General features: G+C 72.3%; 16 protein-coding genes and 1 rRNA gene. 5 read left to right on the top strand and 12 right to left on the bottom strand.

Going from position 1 to position 19,225, the window contains the following annotated elements; translation table 11 throughout:
- Window positions 1–75 (bottom strand): 16S ribosomal RNA (locus ABZ862_RS08765); the annotation flags it as partial.
- Window positions 76–907: 832 nt separating this feature from the next.
- Here ABZ862_RS08765 and trpS point away from each other — a divergent pair.
- A complete protein-coding gene (gene trpS, locus ABZ862_RS08760) occupies window positions 908–1,963 on the top strand; it encodes a tryptophan--tRNA ligase (RefSeq protein ID WP_360954473.1) in 1,056 nt (351 codons plus the stop codon).
- Window positions 1,964–1,994: 31 nt separating this feature from the next.
- Here the strand turns inward: trpS and proC are convergent, their stop codons facing one another.
- The 6 genes from proC to ABZ862_RS08730 form a co-directional block, all read right to left on the bottom strand.
- Window positions 1,995–2,807: a pyrroline-5-carboxylate reductase gene (proC, locus tag ABZ862_RS08755; RefSeq protein WP_360954470.1), complete on the bottom strand. Its 813-nt coding sequence runs from the start codon at window positions 2,805–2,807 to the stop codon at window positions 1,995–1,997.
- Window positions 2,808–2,946: 139 nt separating this feature from the next.
- The gene (locus ABZ862_RS08750) at window positions 2,947–3,684 is read right to left on the bottom strand and encodes an ABC transporter permease (RefSeq protein WP_360954467.1); all 738 of its coding nucleotides are present in this window, start codon (window positions 3,682–3,684) and stop codon (window positions 2,947–2,949) included.
- Window positions 3,681–4,559, bottom strand: coding sequence for an ABC transporter ATP-binding protein (locus ABZ862_RS08745; protein ID WP_360954464.1), 879 nt, complete (start codon window positions 4,557–4,559; stop codon window positions 3,681–3,683). The genes ABZ862_RS08750 and ABZ862_RS08745 overlap by 4 nt, the downstream gene beginning before the upstream one ends.
- A gap of 395 nt (window positions 4,560–4,954) precedes the next feature.
- Window positions 4,955–5,470, bottom strand: a complete 516-nt coding sequence (locus ABZ862_RS08740) for an EamA/RhaT family transporter (RefSeq protein WP_360954461.1) — start codon at window positions 5,468–5,470, stop codon at window positions 4,955–4,957.
- 62 nt (window positions 5,471–5,532) lie between these two features.
- A complete protein-coding gene (locus ABZ862_RS08735; protein ID WP_360954559.1) occupies window positions 5,533–5,823 on the bottom strand; it encodes a peptidase in 291 nt (96 codons plus the stop codon).
- A 91-nt stretch (window positions 5,824–5,914) separates the two neighbouring features.
- The gene (locus ABZ862_RS08730) at window positions 5,915–6,235 is read right to left on the bottom strand and encodes an SH3 domain-containing protein (RefSeq protein WP_360954458.1); all 321 of its coding nucleotides are present in this window, start codon (window positions 6,233–6,235) and stop codon (window positions 5,915–5,917) included.
- Window positions 6,236–6,418: 183 nt separating this feature from the next.
- Here ABZ862_RS08730 and ABZ862_RS08725 point away from each other — a divergent pair, with 183 nt between their 5' ends.
- On the top strand, window positions 6,419–8,521 hold the full coding sequence (locus tag ABZ862_RS08725) for a serine/threonine-protein kinase (RefSeq protein WP_360954455.1): 2,103 nt from the start codon (window positions 6,419–6,421) through the stop codon (window positions 8,519–8,521).
- A gap of 112 nt (window positions 8,522–8,633) precedes the next feature.
- On the opposite strand, the gene ilvD is transcribed toward ABZ862_RS08725, so the two are convergent.
- The 4 genes from ilvD to ABZ862_RS08705 all read right to left on the bottom strand — a co-directional run bounded on the left by ilvD (window position 8,634) and on the right by ABZ862_RS08705 (window position 13,235).
- Entirely contained in the window at window positions 8,634–10,487 is a 1,854-nt protein-coding gene (gene ilvD / locus ABZ862_RS08720) for a dihydroxy-acid dehydratase (protein WP_360954452.1), read from the bottom strand.
- A gap of 174 nt (window positions 10,488–10,661) precedes the next feature.
- Entirely contained in the window at window positions 10,662–11,267 is a 606-nt protein-coding gene (locus tag ABZ862_RS08715; RefSeq protein WP_360954449.1) for a TetR family transcriptional regulator, read from the bottom strand.
- The gene (locus ABZ862_RS08710; RefSeq protein WP_360954446.1) at window positions 11,264–12,094 is read right to left on the bottom strand and encodes a sugar phosphate isomerase/epimerase; all 831 of its coding nucleotides are present in this window, start codon (window positions 12,092–12,094) and stop codon (window positions 11,264–11,266) included. Before ABZ862_RS08710 ends, ABZ862_RS08715 begins: the two co-directional genes overlap by 4 nt.
- Window positions 12,095–12,263: 169 nt before the next feature.
- Window positions 12,264–13,235 carry a Ppx/GppA phosphatase family protein gene (locus tag ABZ862_RS08705; protein ID WP_360954443.1) on the bottom strand — a complete coding sequence of 324 codons (972 nt, stop codon included), beginning with the start codon at window positions 13,233–13,235 and terminating at the stop codon, window positions 12,264–12,266.
- Between the two features lie 213 nt (window positions 13,236–13,448).
- Between ABZ862_RS08705 and ABZ862_RS08700 the strand changes: the two genes are divergently transcribed.
- Window positions 13,449–14,237, top strand: a complete 789-nt coding sequence (locus ABZ862_RS08700) for a hypothetical protein (protein WP_360954556.1) — start codon at window positions 13,449–13,451, stop codon at window positions 14,235–14,237.
- A gap of 74 nt (window positions 14,238–14,311) precedes the next feature.
- On the opposite strand, the gene ABZ862_RS08695 is transcribed toward ABZ862_RS08700, so the two are convergent.
- Entirely contained in the window at window positions 14,312–16,255 is a 1,944-nt protein-coding gene (locus ABZ862_RS08695; protein WP_360954440.1) for a hypothetical protein, read from the bottom strand.
- A 243-nt stretch (window positions 16,256–16,498) separates the two neighbouring features.
- On the opposite strand from ABZ862_RS08695, the gene radA reads away from it, so the two are divergent.
- Complete coding sequence (gene radA / locus ABZ862_RS08690; RefSeq protein ID WP_360954437.1) at window positions 16,499–17,908, top strand: DNA repair protein RadA; 1,410 nt, start codon at window positions 16,499–16,501, stop codon at window positions 17,906–17,908.
- A gap of 80 nt (window positions 17,909–17,988) precedes the next feature.
- Window positions 17,989–19,113, top strand: coding sequence for a DNA integrity scanning diadenylate cyclase DisA (gene disA, locus ABZ862_RS08685; RefSeq protein ID WP_360954434.1), 1,125 nt, complete (start codon window positions 17,989–17,991; stop codon window positions 19,111–19,113).
- Window positions 19,114–19,225: the final 112 nt, after the last annotated feature.

The following is a 19,225-nucleotide window of genomic DNA, read 5'->3' as shown; positions in this document are numbered from 1 at the left end:
GGTTCATCGTTCGACTTGCATGTGTTAAGCACGCCGCCAGCGTTCGTCCTGAGCCAGGATCAAACTCTCCGTGAATGTTTTCCCGTGATCGGGACAACACCACGAGAGCGGAACAGCCAGGCGGAATAGGCCCGGCCGTTCACAGCGTCCTCGCTGTGTTTTGTTTCAAAGGAACCTCGCCCCGACCGAACGGCCGGAGACGGGGTATCAACATATCTGGCGTTGATTTTTGGCACGCTGTTGAGTTCTCAAGGAACGGACGCTTCCTTTGTACTCACCCTCTCGGGCTTTCCTCCGGGCTTCCCTTCGGTGTTTCCGACTCTATCAGATCTTTTCTCGATCCGATTTCCTCGGTGCTTTCCAGGTTCTCGCTCTTTCGGGCGATTCCCTTTCCGGCGGTTCCGACTCTATCAGATCCTTTCGGCGTCCGATTCCCCGTCGGAGGGGGTTTGTCTTCCGGGCCTCTCGGCCGTTCCGACGAGTGAGACTTTAGCGGTTTCCCGCCCCCCGCGCTAATCGGGGGTCCGCGCCCTTTCGAACGCGGATTCCTCATTTCGCAAATACGCACGCCGACAAAACGACAGCGGTCGACACGACCACAGCCGAGTAGTGGTGGGTACCTACGGAATGGCTGTCCGGGGACCGACCGGGGTCGGCGCTCACGTCGGACAACTCGGAGAACAGTACGGATCACCGATCGGCGTGTCAACTCGAGGCCGGAGGGGTACGCTGCTCGCCATGACGACGCGTACGTGTACTCGGTTCTGGTGGGCCGCCTGACGGCGGCCGCGCTCACGTACGCACCCAACGGCCGCCGCTTCGGCGGCCGTTCTCGTTTCTCCCTCCCGAGGTCAGGAAGGGGCGGCCGCCGGGAACGGCGGCCCCTACCGGACGAAGTGGAGTGGAGATGACTCGGGTCTTCAGCGGGGTCAAGCCGACCGGGCACCTGACGCTGGGCAACTACCTGGGAGCCATGCGGCAGTGGGCCGCGGTCGACCAGCACCAGGCGGACGCGCTGTTCTGCATCGTCGATCTGCACGGACTGACCGTGGAGCACGATCCGGCGCGGCTGCGCCGGCTGACCCGGCAGGCCGCGACCCTGCTCCTCGCCTCGGGCCTGGACACGGAGCTGTGCACCGTGTTCGTGCAGAGCCATGTCGACGAGCATGCCCGGCTGTCGTGGGTGATGGAGTGCGTGGCCACCGACGGCGAGATGCGGCGGATGATCCAGTACCGGGAGAAATCCGCGCGCGAACGGGAGCACGGCGGCAGCGTACGGCTGTCGCTGTTGACGTACCCGGCGCTGATGGCGGCGGACATCCTCGCCTACGCCGCCGACGAGGTACCGGTGGGTGAGGACCAGACGCAGCACGTCGAGCTGGCCCGGGATCTCGCCGTGCGCTTCAACCACCGCTACGGACACACCTTCGTGGTGCCGCGGGCCACGCGTCCCGCGGTCGGCTCGCGGGTGATGAACCTTCAGGACCCGACGGCGAAAATGGGGAAGTCGGACGACACCGGGCCGGGGATCGTCTATCTCCTCGACGAACCGGACGTGGCGCGCCGCAAGGTGATGCGGGCGGTGACGGACAGCGGGACCGAGGTCGTCCACGACCGCGAGACCCGGCCGGGTGTCACCAACCTGCTGGAGATCCTCGCCGCCTGCACCGGCGGGGACCCGGAGACGCTGGCCGCGTCGTACTCGTCGTACGGGGCGCTGAAGAGGGACACGGCGGACGCGGTGGTCGAGACGCTCCGGCCGCTCCAGGAGCGGCATCACGCGCTCTGCGCCGATCCCGGGTACGTGGACTCGGTGCTGCGGGACGGGGCCGCGCGGGCCCGGGCGATGGCCCGGCCCATCGTGGACGCGGCCTACGCGGCGATCGGGCTGCTCCCCGCGCCGGAGGCGGAGGGAGCAGGGCAGGCCGTGGGCACGGCGGCCCCCATGGACCTCGCCCGGTAGGCGCGGGGGCCGTACGACGACGGGGTGCGGGTCAGTCCTTCTTGCCCGCCGCCAGTTCGCGGCTGCGGTCGCGGGCGGCTTCCAGGGCGGCGATGAGGGCGGCCCGTACGCCGTGGTTCTCCAGTTCGCGGATGGCGCTGATGGTGGTGCCCGCGGGAGAGGTGACGTTCTCGCGGAGTTTCACGGGGTGCTCGCCGCTGTCGCGGAGCATCACCGCGGCGCCGATCGCGGACTGGACGATCAGGTCATGGGCCTTGTCGCGGGGCAGTCCGAGCAGGATGCCGGCGTCGGTCATGGCCTCGACGAGGTAGAAGAAGTAGGCCGGGCCCGAGCCGGACAGCGCGGTGCAGGCGTCCTGCTGGGACTCCGGGACGCGCAGGGTCTTGCCGACGGCGCCGAAGATCTCCTCGGCGTGGGCGAGGTGCTCGGAGGTGGCGTGGGTGCCGCCGGAGATGACGGACATCGCCTCGTCGACGAGCGCGGGGGTGTTCGTCATGACGCGGACGACCGGGGTGCCGGCGGTGAGACGTTCCTCGATGGACGCGGTCGTGATGCCGGCGGCGCCGCTGATGACCAGGCGGTCGGCGGGGACGTGCGGGGCGAGCTCGTCGAGGAGCGTGCCCATGTCCTGCGGCTTGACCGTGATGATGAGGGTGTCGGCGGTCTTGGCGGCCTCGGCGTTGGTGACCGGGGTGACGCCGTGACGGGCGCGGAGTTCCTCGGCACGTTCCGGGCGGCGGGCGGTCACCAGGAGGTCGGCGGGCGCCCAGCCGGCTCGGATCATTCCGCTGAGCAGAGCTTCGCCGATCTTGCCGGTGCCGAGGACTGCGACTTTCTGGGTCATGACGGGGGTGCCCTCCGGAGGTGTGCGTCGTCCGGTTTCATCCTTGCACCGGGTGATGCCGGGCGGGCGCGTTGTCCGGAGGGCGGACGGGGCTGGAGCGGGCGGGGCGGGCTGAGGGACGTGGTCGCTGAAGCCGTCGTCATGCCGTCCTGCGGCGCAGGGTCGCCGCTCCCAGGCCCAGGACCAGTACGGCACAGCCCGCCACGATGAGGACGTCCCGGACGAAGGTGGCCGTCACGTCCGTGTGGCGCAGCACCTCGTTCATGCCTTCGACCGCGTACGACATCGGGAGCACGTCGGAGATGCCTTCGAGGACGGGCTGCATGCTGCCGCGGGGCGTGAGCAGACCGCAGAGCAGGAGCTGGGGGAAGATCACTGCCGGCATGAACTGCACCGCCTGGAATTCGGAGGCCGCGAAGGCCGAGACGAAGAGTCCGAGGGCCGTGCCGAGGAGGGCGTCGAGCAGGGCGATGAGGAGGAGCAGCCAGGGGCTGCCGATCACGTCGAGGCCCAGGACCCACAGGGCGAGGCCGGTGGCCAGGAGGGACTGGAGGATGGCGATCGTGCCGAAGGCGAGGGCGTAGCCGCCGATCAGGTCGCCCTTGCCGAGGGGCATGGCGAGGAGCCGTTCGAGGGTGCCGGAGGTGCGTTCGCGCAGGGTGGCGATGGACGTCACCAGGAACATCGTGATCAGCGGGAAGATGCCGAGCAGCGAGGCGCCGATGTTGTCGAAGATCCGTGGGCTGCCGTCGTAGACGTAGCGGAGCAGGACGAGCATCAGGCACGGCACCAGGAGCATCAGCGCGATGGTCCGGGGGTCGTGGCGGAGCTGGCGCAGCACGCGGGCGGCGGTGGCGAGGGTGCGGGAGGCGTTCATCGGATGTTCTCCTTGCGGTCGCCGGTCCCGACGGTGGTTCCGGTCCTGCCTTCGGTGGTGGTCCCGGTGCCGGTCGAGCCGACTGCTCCGGCTACTCCGGCTGCCGCGGCGGCCTGGTCGACCAGGTGGAGGAAGGCGCCTTCGACGGTCTGCGAGCCGGTGGCGGTGCGCAGCGCGTCGGGGGTGTCGTCGGCGAGGATCTCGCCCTCGCGCATGAGGAGCAGGCGGTGGCAGCGCTCGGCCTCGTCCATGACGTGGGAGGAGACGAGCAGGGTGGCGCCGCGGTCGGCGGCGAGGGAGTGGAAGAGCTCCCAGAGGTCGCGGCGCAGGACGGGGTCGAGGCCGACGGTGGGCTCGTCGAGGACCAGGAGTTCGGGAGTGCCGAGGAGCGCGACCGCGAGGGAGACGCGGCTGCGCTGGCCGCCGGAGAGGTTTCCGGCGAGGGCGTCGGCGTGGGAGGTGAGGTCGACGTCGGTGATGGCGCGTTCGACGATCTCGCGTCGGCGTCCGGCGGCGGACCGGCCGGGGTCGAGGATCGCCGCGAAGTAGGCGAGGTTCTGGCGGATCGTCAGGTCGTCGTAGACGGAGGGGTCCTGGGTGACGTAGCCGATGCGGGAGCGCAGGGCGGGATCGCCGGCGGGGCGGCCGAGCACCTCCAGGGTGCCGGTGACCTTGGCCTGGGTGCCGACGATCGAGCGCATCAAGGTGGTCTTGCCACAGCCGGAGGGGCCGAGCAGGCCGGTGACCTGGCCGTGCGGCACGGTGAAGTCGAGGCCCTTGAGGACCTGGCGGGTGCCGCGCACGACGCGCAGCCCTGCGGCCCGGACGGCGGGGGCCGCCTCGGTGGCGGCCCGGTCGGGCGAGTAATTCATCATGCGATGAATAATGCTCCGGGCAGGGGGGCGCGTCAAGGGCCGGAGGGGTGTTGCGGGCACCGGGGCGCGGCGCGCCGGCCGGGCGTGCGGAAGCGCCTGCTCCAGGCGTCAGGGCAGGTGGACCGGTACCGGCGCAGGCGTCATCACCCGGGCGCCGGGGAGGGCGTCAGGGGGAGCGAACGGGCAGGCAGGGGACGGGCTGCCGGGCAGGGGCGAGCAGACCGGCGGGCGAGCAGACCCGCAGGCCGGCAGGCAAAGGGCACACGGTTCCGGAGACCGGCAGACCCGCAGGCAGACCGGCAGACGACCGCCCGGCCGCTCACGACGTGCCGGAGACCGCCGGGGCGGCCGGAGAGGCCGGGTGCGGGGCCCTCCGGGCGGGAGGGCGGTGTTCGTCAGGTGCGGCGGCGCTTCTTGGCGGGGTTGCGCGACCGGCGTTCGTGCTGCGTGCGTGCCGCCTCGTACTCCTGGCGGTGCAGCTTCTCGCCCGGGGCCTCGGCCAGGGAGCGGACGAAGTACGCGGCGAGCGCGCCGACGAAGCCGATGGCCAGCAGGCCGCGCAGGTTGGCGGTGCGGTCGGCGTCGGGACGCTTGCCGAACCCCTCCCAGCTGTGGCCGAACGCGAGCGCGCTGCACACCGCGAACATCACGACGACCAGGACGGTCACGAAGGAGCCGATGTCGGCGATCTCGAGGCCCTGGTAGGCGAACCGGAGGACCAGGCAGGACACGATCACCGCGGCGAGCGAGCCGACGGTCACGCCCAGGCGCCGCAGCAGGTAGTTGTCGTCGTGCGCGACCCAGCTGGTGCCGAAGAAGCGCAGCGGCTCGGGCCGGGGGCCGCCGGGAAGGGCGGGCGCGGCCGGGGAGCCCGCGGGGGTGGCCGGGGTGCCGTTCTCGTCACTGCTCACGGGACGATTATGGCTCCGATTCCGCGGGCTCCCCGGGGACGAACGTCCCGAAGTCCGACGGGTCAGCCGCAGAGGGAGGCGACGTAGCCGTCGGAGCCGGTGTTCACGTAGGCGTCCGAGACGTACTCGCCGTCGTCGATGTTGTCCCAGATGTTCGAGGTGCCGTAGTAACCGGAGACGCTCGTCCCCGGGCTCTGGCAGAAGATCGGGACCTGGACGCCCTCGGCCAGGATGCGGACGATGGTGTAGCCGGTGCCGGGACCGCTGCGGACGTTGAGCTGGACGCCCGGGGCCACCGAGTAGTAGTGCAGGTCCGCGGTGGCGGAGGCGGTCGTCGACGAACCGAGCACCATGAGCAGGGCTCCGGCGGCGGTGCCTGCCAGAAGAACGGATCTGCGGGAACGCGGCTTCATCTGAGTTCTCGGGGTCCTCTCGTGGGTGGGCTCAGCCGCAGCGTGAGGCGACGTAGCCGTCGGAGCCCGTGTTCACGTAGGCGTCCGAGACGAACTCGCCGTTGCTGATGTTGTCCCAGATGTTCGAAGTGCCGTAATAGCCGGAGACGCTCGTCCCCGGGGTCTGGCAGTAGATCGGAACGGACGCGCCCTCGGCCAGGGTGCGGACGATGCTGTAGCCGGTGCCGGGACCGCTGCGGACGTTGAGGCGGGCCCCGGGTGCGACCGCGTAGTAGTGCAGCGCGGTGGCCGTCGCCGTGACGGCCTCCTTCCCGTCGCCGCTCTCGATCTCCTCGGCGTGGTCAACTGACATGGAAAACCTCCCCCGTTGCAACCCCATGATTGCCATGGAGCACCGTTGATTCCCTCGCGTCACACATTGAAACCCGTATGTACGACTCGCTCGCAGAGACCGGCAGGCCGCCTCCGTCTCGTACGTCTCTTCGACTAGGCTCCGTGCGTCGCGCGCGCGGACGAACAGCACGGGGGTGGTTCCATGGCGCCACGCAAGGACACCGGAGCGGGCGCGGAAGCGGAACTTCCCGAGTACGCCGGTCACTACCGCCTGGAGGAGAGCCTCGGATCGGGCGGAATGGGTGTCGTGCACCTGGCCCGCAGCACCTCGGGGCTGAAGCTCGCGGTCAAGGTCGTCCACGCCGCCTACGCCAAGGACCCCGAGTTCAGGGGGCGGTTCCGGCAGGAGGTGGCGGCGGCGCGCAGGGTGAGCGGCGCGTTCACGGCACCCGTCGTCGACGCCGATCCCGATGCCGCGCGGCCCTGGATGGCCACGCTGTTCATCCCCGGTCCCACGCTCTCCGACCATGTGAAGCGGAACGGGGCCATGGACACGGCCCAGTTGCGCCGGCTGATGGCCGGGCTCGCGGAGGCACTGCGCGACATCCACCGGGTGGGGGTGGTCCACCGGGATCTGAAGCCGAGCAACGTCCTGCTCGCCGAGGACGGCCCGAAGGTCATCGACTTCGGTATCTCCCGGCCCAAGGACAGCGAACTGCGCACCGAGACCGGCAAGTTGATCGGCACACCGCCGTTCATGGCGCCGGAGCAGTTCCGGCGGCCCCGGGAGGTCGGTCCGGCCGCGGACATCTTCGCGCTCGGTTCCGTGCTGGTGCACGCGGCCACCGGGCGCGGGCCGTTCGACTCCGACAGCCCGTACGTGGTCGCCTACCAGGTCGTGCACGACGAGCCCGACCTCACCGGCCTGCCCGACGGTCTCGCCCCTCTGGTGCGCGGCTGCCTGGCCAAGGAGCCGGAGGACCGGCCCACCCCCGACGAGCTGATGCGCGAACTCCGGTCCGTGGCCGCCTCGTACGACACCCAGGCGTTCATACCGGCGCAGCGCACCGGCGGGGTCAGGTTGCCGAAGCCCGACGACGCCGGGCAGCCGGCGCGGCGGCCGGGGAAGCGTCCCCGCCTGCGCAGGGCGGCCCTCGCGGTGGTCGCGTTCGGTCTCGTCGCGGGAGGCGGGCTGGCCGGGATTCTGGCTTCCGGAGGGGGCGACGGGACGGGCGGCACACCGACGACGCCTCGTACCGCACAGAGCACGTTCCGGGAGTGGGAGGCGCGGCCCGCCGTCGCCGCCGACGGGATTCCGCAGTGCTCCTACGGCGCAGGAACGTTGCTCTGTGCCCAGCCGGACCTGTTGTTCGCGCTGGATCCGTCCGACGGCTCCCTGCTGTGGCGGCACGCCGTGACCAAGACGCGCTGGAGCGGCCCGCCGGTGGTGGCGGGCGGCCTCGTGCAGCCCCTCTCGGATCACGGCCGTCGCCTCGAGGCACTCGATCCCGCGACGGGCGAACGCCGCTGGCAGCGGACCGTGCCCGCCTACGCCGGGGTGCAGCGGGCCGGGGGCACGCTGCTGCTGTCCGGGGACGACGGAACGGTCACCGCCGTGGACGGCGCCACGGGCCGGACGGCATGGCACGGACGTGTGCCGGGCCACAGTTCGCCACGGTTCACCTGGTTCGGCGGGAGCACCCCCGCCTATGCGACCACGGTGTCCGACGACGGGACCGGCACGCGGGTCACAGCGGTGGACCCGGCCACCGGTACCGTGCGGTGGGACGCACGGCTGAAGGGGACGCTGGAGCCCGTCGCCTCGCACGACGGTTCCGTCGTCCTCCTCTCCCTCGACCCCGAGTTCGGCTACACGGACGCCGTCGTCCGCTACTCCCCCGCCTCCGGCACGTCGCACCGGGTGGCACTGCCCGTCGTCCGCGAAGACGCGCAGGCCGCGGTGAACGGGAACATCGTCTACATCCTGGCCGCCGCCGGATCCCTGGAGGCCGTCGACATGGACTCGGGCAAGCAGCTGTGGCATGTCGAGACCTCCGTCAGCCGCAGTTCGGCACCGGTCGTCGCGGAAGACCAGGTGTACCTCACCGCCGCCGACGGACGCCTGCTCGCCGTGGACGCCGGATCGGGCAGGCTCACCGGGCAGACACGGACCCGGCTGGGCAGGGACTCCGGCGAGGTCGTCGCCGCCCTGCCGCATCCACTGGCCTTCCACGGCACCGTCTACGCCGCCGCCCCCGACGGCACCGTCTTCGCCGTCGACGGGCGTGACCCCTCCGCCTGGTAGCGGCCCCGCCGGTACGGCGAACGGCGCCGGGACCGCCCTCGGGGAGCGGGTCCGGCGCCGTGGGGCCAGGAGGGGCCGGGCCGGCCGACGGGGCCGGCCGGCGGGAGCGGGGTCAGCCCAGCTTGGACACGTCGCGGACCGCGCCCCGGTCGGCGCTGGTGGCCATCGCGGCGTAGGCGCGCAGCGCGGCGGAGACCTTGCGGTCGCGGTCGCGCGGGGCGTAGGCGCCGTCGAGCGCCTGCTCGCGGCGGGCCAGCTCGGTGTCGTCGACGAGCAGCTCGATCGTGCGGTTCGGGATGTCGATGCGGATCCGGTCGCCGTCCTGGACCAGCGCGATCGTGCCGCCGGACGCGGCCTCCGGGGAGGCGTGGCCGATGGACAGGCCCGAGGTGCCGCCGGAGAACCGGCCGTCGGTGATCAGGGCGCAGCTCTTGCCGAGGCCGCGGCCCTTGAGGAACGACGTCGGGTAGAGCATCTCCTGCATACCGGGGCCGCCCTTGGGGCCCTCGTAGCGGATGACGACGACGTCTCCGTCGGTGACCCGCTTGTTCAGGATCTTCTCGACGGCCTCCTCCTGCGACTCGCAGACGACCGCCGGGCCCTCGAAGGTCCAGATGGACTCGTCGACACCGGCCGTCTTGACCACGCAGCCGTCGACGGCGAGGTTGCCCCTGAGGACGGCCAGGCCGCCGTCCTTGGAGTACGCGTGCTCGGCGCTGCGGATGCAGCCGCCCTCGGCGTCGTCGTCGAGCGCCTCCCAGCGCTCCGACTGGGAGAACGCCTCGGCCGAGCGGACGCAGCCCGGCGCCGCGTGCCACAGCTCCACCGCCTCGGGGGAGGGCGAACCGGCACGCACGTCCCAGGTCTTCAGCCAGTCCGCGAGGGACGGGCTGTGGACGGCGTGCACGTCCTCGTTGAGCAGGCCCGCGCGGTGGAGTTCGCCGAGGAGGGCGGGGATGCCGCCCGCGCGGTGCACGTCCTCCATGTAGTACGTACGGTTCTTCGCGACGTTGGGGGCGACCTTCGCCAGGCACGGGACCCGCCGGGACACCGCGTCGATCTGCTCCAGGCCGAACGGCACGCCCGCCTCCTGGGCGGCGGCCAGCAGGTGCAGGATCGTGTTCGTGGAGCCGCCCATGGCGATGTCGAGGGCCATGGCGTTCTCGAACGCCGCGAACGTGGCGATCGAGCGCGGCAGGACCGAGTCGTCGTCCTGGTCGTAGTGGCGGCGGGTGATGTCCATGACCGTGCGGGCCGCGTCGGTGTACAGCCGCTTGCGGGCCGTGTGGGTGGCCAGGACCGAGCCGTTGCCGGGGAGGGAGAGGCCGATCGCCTCGGTGAGGCAGTTCATCGAGTTGGCGGTGAACATGCCGGAACAGCTGCCGCAGGTGGGGCAGGCGTTCTCCTCGATACGGAGGATGTCCTCGTCGGAGATCGTGTCGTTCGCCGCGTCGGAGATCGCGTCGATCAGGTCGAGGGTGCGGACCGTGCCGTCGACGAGCGTGGCCCGGCCGGCCTCCATCGGGCCGCCGGAGACGAAGACGGTGGGGATGTTCAGGCGCAGGGCCGCCATCAGCATGCCCGGGGTGATCTTGTCGCAGTTGGAGATGCAGATCAGGGCGTCGGCGCAGTGCGCCTCGACCATGTACTCCACCGAGTCGGCGATCAGGTCGCGGGAGGGCAGGCTGTACAGCATGCCGCCGTGGCCCATCGCGATGCCGTCGTCCACGGCGATCGTGTTGAACTCGCGCGGGATGCCGCCGGCCTCGGTGATCGCCTCGCTGACGATCCTGCCGACGGGCTGGAGGTGGGTGTGGCCCGGCACGAACTCCGTGAAGCTGTTGGCGACGGCGATGATCGGCTTCCGGCCGATGTCCGCACCGGGTACACCGGAGGCGCGCATCAGGGCGCGGGCGCCCGCCATGTTGCGTCCGTGAGTGACTGTGCGGGACCTCAGCTCGGGCATCGTCGCTCGCTCCTTCGGGGATCTCGGGCTTCTGACGAGCGTACGCCGGACATCCAGGGGGCGGGACGGTGCGTCCGGGATGCGGGATACGTGTCTCGGGGCGGGGGTGCCGGGTGCCCGGGGTGTTCCGGGCGGGCGGGGATGGTGTCAGGGGCCGGGCGGGCGGGGGTGCTGTCAGGGGCCGGTCAGGTGCAGCTGCACCACCGGCGCCACCCTGGTGATGATCACCTCCGCGTCCACCGACGCCAGCGGCTCCACCCCGATCACGTACCGCAGCATCATGCAGCCCACCAGCTGCGACGCCGCCAGTTCCAGGCGCAGGTCCGCGTCCGGCAGGTCCAGCCCCGCCGTGATGCGGCGCAGCAGCTGGCCGACGACCAGGCGGCGGAAGACGGCGACCGCCGTGTCGTTGTTCACCGCCGACCGCACGATCGCCAGCAGCGGGGTCCGGGTGACCGGGTTCTCCCAGACGCTGAAGAAGTACCGGGCGAGCCGCTCGCCGAGTTCGGCCACCGGCGCGTCGGCGAGCGCGTCCGGCGCGTTGAGGGCGGGTGCCAGGACGACCGCGACGGCCGCCTCGAAGACCTGCTCCTTGGTGCCGAAGTAGTGGTGCACCAGGGCGGAGTCCACCCCGGCGGACTTGGCGATGCCGCGTACGGACGTCTTCTCGTAGCCGCGCTCGGAGAACTCCCCGCGGGCCGCGGTGAGGATGCGGTCGCGGGTACCGGCGGACTCCGTACCCGGAGGGCGGCCCCGGCGCCGGGCCGTGGCGCCGGTCACCGCCGGGGCACCTTGAGCGGGGAGGCCAGGTGCAGCCGGGTGAAGGCCAGCGCCTCCGCCAGATCGGCCTCACGCTCGGCGCCGGACATCGCGCGGCGGGTGTTGACCTCGATGACGACATGGCCGTCGAAGCCGGCCGACGCGAGGCGCTCCAGCAGTTCGGCGCAGGGCTGGGTGCCGCGGCCGGGGACCAGGTGCTCGTCCTTGGCGGAGCCGCTGCCGTCGCCCAGGTGGACATGGCCGAGACGGTCGGACATGCGGTCCACCATCTCGATGGCGTCGGCGCGGGAGGTCGCGGCGTGGCTCAGGTCGATCGTGAAGTGCCGGTAGTCGTCCTTCGTGACGTCCCAGTCGGGGGCGTACGCCAGCATCTCGCGGTCGCGGTAGCGCCAGGGGTACATGTTCTCCACCGCGAACCGTACGTCCGTCTCGTTCGCCATCCGCCAGATTCCGGCGACGAAGTCACGCGCGTACTGGCGCTGCCAGCGGAAGGGCGGGTGCACGACGACGGTGCTCGCGCCGAGCTTCTCCGCCGCCGCCTGGGCGCGCTGGAGCTTGGTCCACGGGTCGGTGGACCACACGCGCTGCGTGATGAGCAGACAAGGGGCGTGCACGGCGAGGATCGGGATGCGGTGGTAGTCGCTGAGCCTGCGCAGCGCTTCGATGTCCTGGCTGACCGGGTCGGTCCAGACCATCACCTCCACGCCGTCGTAGCCGAGGCGCGCGGCGATCTCGAAGGCCGTCGCCGTCGACTCCGGGTAGACGGAGGCCGTCGACAGGGCGACCTTCGTATCCGGGATGCGGACCACGTCCCTCGGTTCTGCCACGGTGGCAAGGTTACGGGGTGGGCCGGGGGTCGTGCGGGGTCCCTCCGGGGGTTGTGGCGCGTTCCATAGGTTCGGGTGGGGTTCAGCGGGGCCGGGGGGTCGACGGGGTACGGGCGCGCGTGCGGGCGCGGGTTGAGGGCCGGGCGCGCCCGCACGGTGGTGCTCGTGCTCAGGGGGTTCTGGCTCGGAGGTCCGCCGTGTGGTTGGTGGGCGGGGTGTCCATGTGGTCCAGGTGGCGGAGGATCACGCCCTCTCGCAGCGCCCAGGGGCACACCTCGAGGTTCTGGACGCCGAACAGGTCCATCGCGCCCTCGGCCACCAGCGCGCCGGCGACGAGCTGGGCGGAACGGTTCTCCGAGACGCCGGGGAGGCCGGCCCGCTCGGCCGAGGTCATGCCGGCGAGGCGCGGCACCCAGGACTCCAGGGTCTCGCGCTTCAGCAGGCGCTGGACGTAGAAACCCTCGGCGGAGCGGGCGGCGCCGCAGATGCGGGCCAGCTGCCGGAAGGTCTTGGAGGTGGCGACCACATGGTCGGGGGCGCCGAAGCGGCTGAACTCACCCACCGTGCGGGCGATCTGCGCCCGGACATGGCGGCGCAGCGCCCTGATGTCGTCGGCCCCGGGCGGGTCACCGGGCAGCCAGCCCGCCGTGAGCCGCCCCGCCCCCAGCGGCAGCGACGCCGCGGCGTCGGGCTCCTCGTCGATGCCGTACGCGATCTCCAGCGAGCCGCCGCCGATGTCGAGGACCAGGAGTTTCCCGGCCGACCAGCCGAACCAGCGCCGGGCGGCGAGGAAGGTGAGGCGGGCCTCCTCGGAGCCGGTGAGGACATGGAGTTCGACGCCGGTCTCGTTCCGTACCCGGCTGAGGACGTCGTCGGCGTTGGTGGCCTCGCGCACGGCGGAGGTCGCGAAGGTCAGGAGGTCCTCGACGCCCTTGTCCTCGGCGGCCTGAAGGGCGTCCCGGACGACCGCGATCAGCTGGTCCACACCGTGCGCGCCTATCGACCCGTCCGCGTCGAGGAGCTGGGCGAGACGCAGCTCCGCCTTGTGCGAGTGTGCGGGCAGCGGGCGCGCGCCCGGATGCGCATCCACGACCAGCAGATGCACCGTGTTCGATCCCACGTCGAGGACACCGAGTCTCATGGACGGAACGCTACTGCCAGCAGGGCGATCATCCGGTGCCCCGAACGGTCACGGAACGGACTTCCGGCGGCATAACCTTGTTCTGTGCCAAAGACGAAAAAGGCGAAGAGCGACAAATCGTCCACGACGGTCGCCGATGCCCGGGGGATCGAAGAGACCGAGGCGACCGAGGGAACCGAGGGGCTTGGGGGGATCGGCGGCGGCAGGACCGTCGTGGAGGTTTCCCTCGGGGTTTCCTCCGGGGTTTCCCCGGGCGACGAGAAGGGGCTCGACTTCCCGCGCGCATGGGTGGAGTTCCCCGATCCGGCGGACGACGAGCAGGTCTTCCGCTGCGATCTGACCTGGCTGACCTCCCGCTGGAACTGCGTCTTCGGCAGCGGCTGCCACGGCATCCAGGAGAGCCGCGCGGCCGACGGCTGCTGCACGCTGGGCGCGCACTTCTCCGAGGAGGACGACGAGAAGCGTGTCGCCGGGCACGTGGCCAGGCTCACGCCGGAGATCTGGCAGCACCACGACGAGGGCGTGGCGCACGGCTGGGTCGCGGAGGACGAGGAAGGCTCCCGGCAGACGCGGCCCTACCAGGGCTCCTGCATCTTCCAGAACCGCCCCGGGTTCGCGGGCGGCGCCGGCTGCTCGCTGCACATCCTGGCGCTGCGGGAGGGCCGTGAGCCGCTGGAGACGAAACCGGACGTCTGCTGGCAGCTGCCGATCCGCCGTACCTACGACTGGATCGACCGCCCCGACGACACGCGGGTGCTACAGGTGTCGATCGGTGAGTACGACCGCCGGGGCTGGGGTCCCGGCGGCCACGACCTGCACTGGTGGTGCACCTCGGCCACGTCGGCGCACGGCGCGGGCGATCCGGTGTACTCGTCCTACCGGGCCGAGCTGACGGAGCTGATGGGCAAGGCCGGCTACGACCGGCTGGTCGAACTGTGCGAGGCGCGGCTGGCGGAGCCTCGACCCCTGCTGGCACCGCACCCGGCGGACCCCGTCGTCTGACCCCGGCCACGCGTGCCGGGACCTGCCCGGCGCACCCGTCCCCGATCCGGCCGCCCCGACCCGCACGCCCTGTCCTACGGCGTCACCGGGACCGGGGCGGTCGCGGTGTTGGTGTCGCCGGGTGGGGGCGTCGGGTCGGGCGGGGTGGTCGGCGTGGGGTCGGCGGAGGTGGGCTCCGGGCCGGAGGGCGGGGGCGGGTCGTCCGGTGCGGGGCCGGAGGACGTCGAAGCGGTGGGGGCCGGGTCCGGGCCGGAGGAGGGCGGACCGGTGGGTCTGCCGGGGCCGGGGTGCGGGTGGGCGGGGGCGGGCGCCGCGCCGTAGCCGTCGATCGTGACGACGGCGCCCGCGGGGGCGATCGCCAGCTGGGCGCTCCAGTGCCCGGACGGCTCACGGAGATGGTCCACGTACACCTTGATCGTCAACGATTCGCCCGGTGCGAGGGTTCCCGACGAGCGGCTGAGGTAGAGCCAGGGGACGCGGGTCGACGCCGACCAGCGCACCGGTTCCGGGCCCGCCGCGGTCAGGGTGACGAGCGTGGTCGTCCCGCTGTTCGCGGCCCGCACCTCCAGCTGTCCGGCACCCTTCCGCCCGGCGCCCGCGACGCTGAGCACCTCGACGGACACCTCGGACCCGTGGCGCCCGCCGGAGCCGGTCCCGGGGCGCGCGTCGGCGTTCCCGGCGTTCTGGTAGCCGTGGCCGCCCGCATCGCCGTCGTTGTCGTGCGCGCCGCTGGCGCCGGGCGCACGCCCCTCGGCGCTCCCGTCGGCCGATGCGCCCTGGTAGGCGGCCCACAGGGCGAACACGGGAGCGGCGACCACGGTCACGACGACGGTCGTCGTGACGGCGCGCGCGCGGATGCGGTCACGGCGGGCGGCGCGTTCCTTGGGGTCCATCGGGAAGCCGCGCCGGTCGAAGCGCGGTGCGGCGGCCCCCCGCGCGCGCGGGTGGTGCGCGAGCGCCGTGTGCAGGTCCGCGCGGGGTGCCGCCAGGACGGGCAGTTCGGCGGGCGTGACGGTGGCGCCGGGCCAGCGGCCGGGGACGGCGCGCTCGGCGGTGCGGCGGCAGCGGGGGCAGCCGTCGACGTGCCGGACCAGTTCGTGGCGCAGGGCGGTGCTGAGGACGAGCTGGGCGTCGCCGGTGAGCAGGGCCACGCCGGGGCAGGTGCCGGTCTCGACGACGGCCAGGGCCGCACGTGTGCGTTCCACCTCGCAGGCGGCGGCGGCGAGCAGCTCGCGCGCGGCGGTGCGGTCCATGCCGAGCACAGCGGCGACCTCGTGGGCGGCCAGCCGGTGGCGTACGGCGAGTTCGAGCGCCTCGCGCTGCTCCGGGCTGGTCCCGGCGGCCTCCGGCCAGGCCAGCAGGGCGAGTTCACGGCGCCGCCGTTCCTGGGCCTCGTCGGGGACGGGCACGGCGTCGGCCACTGCGGCGGCACCTCCCTGCCCGGACCCGCCGGACCACGGCGCATCGGGTCCCGGCAGCTCGAGTCCCGGCACCGCGGGCTTCGGCACCGTCGGCCCGGGCCTCGCGGCCCTCCGCACCGCGGACCTCGTGGCGGCAGGCTTTGCGGCCCCGTGCCCCGAGACGGAGGGCGTCGATGCGGAGGACCCCGAGCCCGTCGGCCCGGAGGCGGTGGGTTCGGAGGCGGTGGGTCCCGGCGTCTTCGGGCCGGCCGTGCGGCCCGCGACCCGGCTGCCTTGACGTTTCTGTCCCGTCTCGGTGAGCACGCGCAGACATGCCCAGCGGGCCAGCGCGTACAGCCAGGCCCTGCGGTCCTCGGCCGCCTCGGGTCCACGCCGTCCGCGCCGCTCGGCGAGGGCCAGGACGTCGCCGACGGCCGCGGTGGCCGCGTCGTGGTCGCACAGCACCGACAGGCAGTAGGTGAACAGACCGTCCAGATACGGCTCGTAACGCGCGGGGGGACACTGCGCCAGCGTGCGCGCCGCGGCGCGATCACGCGCCTCCCGGTGCGCTCGGTGTACGCCGGTGGTGCGGGTCGAGATCTCCGGGCTGGTGCTCATCACCCGTGCGACCGTAGGTGCCGCGGGACGAACTGCTCCTCCGGCTTGAGCACATTTAATCCTTACGGGTGAAACGATCCCTCATAAGGGGACACAAACACCCGTTCCAGCTCTCAGCCACCCCGTGCCTCCGCCCCGCCCCCGTACCCGCGCACCTCCTCGCGCCCCCGCGCGCCCCGCCCCGCGCGGCGGTCCGCGGGACCGGGGGACGGGATTGTCAGTGGCTGCGGCTACGGTTCCCCCATGGCCACCCGTACCAAGACCGCCAAGGAGCGCCCGTCCTACCGCTGCACCGAGTGCGGCTGGCAGACGGCCAAGTGGCTCGGCCGCTGCGCCGAGTGCCAGGCGTGGGGCACGATCGAGGAGTACGGCACGCCCGCGGTACGGACCACGGCACCGGGCCGGGTCACCACCTCCGCGCTGCCCATCGGGCAGGTCGACGGCCGGCAGGCCACCGCCCGGCCGACCGGGGTGCCGGAGCTGGACCGGGTGCTCGGCGGCGGTCTGGTGCCCGGCGCGGTGGTGCTGCTGGCGGGCGAGCCCGGCGTCGGCAAGTCGACGCTGCTGCTCGACGTGGCCGCGAAGGCCGCGAGCGACGAACACCGCACGCTGTACGTCACGGGTGAGGAGTCGGCGAGCCAGGTACGGCTGCGCGCCGACCGGATCAACGCCATCGACGACCATCTGTATCTCGCCGCCGAGACCGATCTGGCCGCCGTCCTGGGCCACTTGGACGCGGTGAAGCCGTCCCTGCTGATCCTCGACTCGGTGCAGACGATCGCCTCCCCGGAGATCGACGGCGCACCCGGCGGCATGGCCCAGGTCCGCGAGGTGGCGGGCGCCCTGATCCGCGCCTCCAAGGACCGTGGCATGTCCACGCTGCTGGTGGGTCATGTCACCAAGGACGGTGCCATCGCGGGCCCCCGCCTCCTCGAACACCTCGTGGACGTCGTCCTGCACTTCGAGGGCGACCGCCACGCGCGCCTGCGACTCGTCCGGGGTGTCAAGAACCGCTACGGCGCCACGGACGAGGTCGGCTGCTTCGAGCTGCACGACGAGGGCATCACCGGCCTCGCCGATCCCAGCGGCCTGTTCCTGACCCGGCGTGACGAGCCGGTGCCCGGCACCTGTCTGACGGTCACCCTGGAGGGCCGCCGCCCGCTGGTCGCCGAGGTCCAGGCCCTCACCGTCGACTCGCAGATCCCCTCCCCGCGGCGCACCACCTCCGGTCTGGAGACGTCCCGGGTCTCGATGATGCTGGCCGTGCTGGAGCAGCGCGGCCGGATCAGTGCCCTCGGCAAGCGGGACATCTACTCGGCGACGGTCGGCGGGGTGAAGCTCTCAGAACCCGCCGCCGACCTCGCCATCGCGCTCGCGCTGGCGTCGGCCGCGAGCGACACCCCCCTGCCGAAGAACCTCGTCGCGATCGGCGAGGTCGGCCTCGCGGGCGAGGTCAGACGGGTCACCGGCGTGCAGCGCAGGCTCTCCGAGGCACACCGGCTCGGCTTCACCCACGCGCTGGTCCCGGGCGATCCGGGCAAGGTCCCGCCGGGGATGCGGGTGCAGGAGGTCGCGGACATAGGGGACGCGCTGCGGGTGCTGCCGCGGTCGCGTCGGCGAGAGGCCCCACGGGAGGAGGAGGACCGCCGGTAGACTTTGCCCTGGTCTCGCCCGTCCGTACGAACCCAGTGCGTGGAACGGGGCGGCTCAGAACCTGCGACCGGAGGAGTGCAGTGGCAGCCAACGACCGGGCGGCAGCTCCCGGAAAGCACGGCGGGAGTTCCGGTGCCGATCGCCTGATGCGCGCCTCACTGAGCGCCGTGGCGCCCGGCACGGCGCTGCGCGACGGCCTGGAGCGGGTGCTGCGCGGCAACACCGGCGGGCTGATCGTGCTCGGCTCCGACAAGACCGTCGAGGCCATGTGCACCGGCGGTTTCGTGCTGGACGTCGAGTTCACGGCGACCCGGCTGCGTGAGCTGTGCAAGCTGGACGGCGGCATCGTGCTGTCCACCGATCTGTCGAAGATCCTGCGCGCGGGCGTGCAACTGGTGCCCGACCCGACGATCCCCACCGAGGAGACCGGCACCCGGCACCGCACCGCGGACCGGGTGTCCAAGCAGGTCGGCTACCCGGTGGTGTCGGTCTCCCAGTCGATGCGGCTGATCGCCCTCTACGTCGACGGTCACCGCCGCGTCCTGGAGGACTCGGCGGCGATCCTGTCCCGCGCCAACCAGGCCCTCGCCACCCTGGAGCGCTACAAGCTCCGCCTCGACGAGGTCGCGGGCACCCTGTCGGCGCTGGAGATCGAGGACCTGGTGACGGTCCGCGATGTGACGGCGGTGGCGCAGCGCCTGGAGATGGTGCGCCGTATCGCCACGGAGATCGCCGAGTACGTGGTGGAGCTGGGCACCGACGGCCGTCTCCTCGCCCTCCAGCTCGACGAGTTGATCGCGGGCGTGGAGCCGGAGCGCGAACTCGTCGTACGGGACTACGTTCCCGAGCCCACCGCCAAGCGGTCCCGCACCGTCGACGAGGCCCTCGCCGAGCTGGACGCGCTCGGTCACGCGGAACTCCTCGAACTGGCCACGGTGGCGCGGGCCCTGGGGTACACCGGCTCTCCCGAGGCGCTGGACTCGGCGGTGTCGCCGCGCGGCTTCCGGCTGCTGGCCAAGGTGCCCCGGCTGCCGGGCGCGATCATCGACCGGCTGGTGGAGCACTTCGGCGGACTCCAGAAGCTGCTCGCCGCGAGCGTCGACGACCTCCAGACCGTGGACGGCGTCGGTGAGGCCCGCGCCCGCAGCGTCCGCGAGGGCCTGTCCCGGCTGGCGGAGTCGTCGATCCTGGAACGCTACGTCTAGTCCGCCGACGGCTCGCAGGACGACGACGGGGCGGACCGGCCCCAAAGCCCGCGACCGCCGACGGCGGGACCGCCCCCGCGGGCACCGCCCGCATCCGACGGCGGAACCCGCA

It is taken from the genome of Streptomyces sp. NPDC047000 (assembly GCF_040644295.1).
GTDB lineage: Bacteria > Actinomycetota > Actinomycetes > Streptomycetales > Streptomycetaceae > Streptomyces.
Note: the sequence above shows the minus strand (reverse complement) of the source record. Positions and strands in the feature narration are given on the sequence as shown.